This window comes from Desulfovibrio sp. 1188_IL3213 (assembly GCF_036763145.1).
Lineage (GTDB): Bacteria > Desulfobacterota > Desulfovibrionia > Desulfovibrionales > Desulfovibrionaceae > Desulfovibrio.
Genome location: NZ_JBAIYR010000485.1, coordinates 1 through 1,584 on the forward strand (window position 1 = coordinate 1; position 1,584 = coordinate 1,584).

2 protein-coding genes are annotated in these 1,584 nt (G+C 59.0%); both read right to left on the reverse strand.

Features of this window, described 5'->3' with window-relative positions:
* Positions 1–850 precede the first annotated feature (850 nt).
* Entirely contained in the window at positions 851–1,114 is a 264-nt protein-coding gene (locus tag V6C16_RS12860; protein ID WP_333535230.1) for a PxxKW family cysteine-rich protein, read from the reverse strand.
* A gap of 199 nt (positions 1,115–1,313) precedes the next feature.
* A partial coding sequence (locus V6C16_RS12865; protein ID WP_442886234.1) for an amidohydrolase family protein occupies positions 1,314–1,584 on the reverse strand: 271 nt, incomplete at its 5' end.

The window sequence follows — 1,584 nt, forward strand, 5'->3', positions numbered from 1 at the left end:
CGCCGTTGTCCGGACCCAGGGCCGGGCAGGCCGTCAGCGCGCTTTGCAGCGTCACCACGCGGTCTTCTCGCACGGCGAGACCGCGTAAAAGGGCGTCCATATCCTTATGCATGTTTTTCCTCTTGCCCAGTTTTGCACTGAATCGGCACTGCCGCAATGTTTTTCATGGTTGTGCCGTGGTGTGGCAGCGCAGGTTTATGCCGCCACTTTGGGGCTGCGTGCATCTGCGTTGCCACACCACGGCACAAACTTCCCGGCACTGTCCTGCGCTGCTGTGAACAGTTCTGCAAAGAGCGCTTTGTGCAACGTACCCCAAAGGCTCTGTTTTTTGTCCGCCTCTGCCCGTGATGTCAACGGAGGGCAGCAGTGGCAGCAGCCACGGCGGCGTGCGCCTGTGCCTGAGTGTTCCACACATGCTGGCAGCGGCATGTCGTTGCGGCGCAGATAAAGAAAAACCAAGAGGCTGCTTGCGCAGCCCCTTGGGGAATCCTGGCCCGGATGCGGCAGCCGCACGGCTGAAGAAACGGAAAAACGGCCTGTACCGCGCGGTTTGCCCGCAGCGGAACAAAAGCCGAAGATCCGACGTCGTTCTTTCACATCCAGCTTGCGCGCTTCAGGCACTGAAAAGACACTTTTCAATACAGTTGCGTCGCTCACTGCGGCACCTATCCGTTGGTGGCGGACGCTGCGTACGCAGTGGCCAGAGCATCAGAGCATTTTCGCATTGAGAATATCTGTTCTCAATGCTTCCAGAACGCCCGCGCCAGCGTTAAACCGCGCAGATACACTGCGCCTGCGCGGCGGGCGTCTGCTCACGCAGCCGCCAGAGCAATTTCAAAGTGAAATTGTTCTAACGGCCCTTGGCGGCGCGTTTGGACGCCTTCAGGGGGTTGACCTTGGAGCCGGAACCGGACTGAGTCTTTATATGAGTGGCGAAATTACAGCGGCCGCCGACCCACTTTTTGGCAGGAACGGGGTAGCTGGAGCAGAACTGTTCGTCTTCAAATTCGCGCACGCGTTCACAGCCAGCACACTGTTCCACCACCGGGGCAAGAACAAAGCCGTTGAGTACCACACCTTCGTCGGTCTTGGTGGCGTTTTCCAGAGCGGTCATAGCAAAACCTCCATGCGCCGAAGCGCCGTATTGCGAAATAGCGGCGGCACTGGGCCGCCGGTTCGGAATAGAGAAATATAGCCGAACGCAAGCCGCTGTCAAGGGGCGTGAGGCGAGAATTTCCCGGCAGCGGCGGCCGGTGCGAATGCGGCCCATGTCACCATGCCGGAAATGCAGCCCTTTTGCCCTGGGCGGCCGGTCAGGCCATGCCGGCCTGACGCCGTACAAAATCGCGGATAGACGTCATTTCACGGCACAGGGCGTCATAGTCAAAACGGGTAAATTTTCCATCTTCATAAACAATTTCTCCGGCAATCATGGTCATGCGATTTTCCATGCCGGTGGCGGCGTAAACAAGGTGTGAAACAGGATTGTACAGGGGCTGCATATTGGGGGCCGTGAGATCCAGAGCCACGCAGTCCGCGGCCTGGCCCACGGCCAGGCTGCCCAGTCGGTTGTCGTGCATGGCG

Excerpts from the sequence above, each read along its gene's own strand:
- V6C16_RS12860 (WP_333535230.1), bottom strand. The coding sequence starts at position 1,114 with ATGACCGCTCTGGAAAACGCCACCAAGACCGACGAAGGTGTGGTACTC.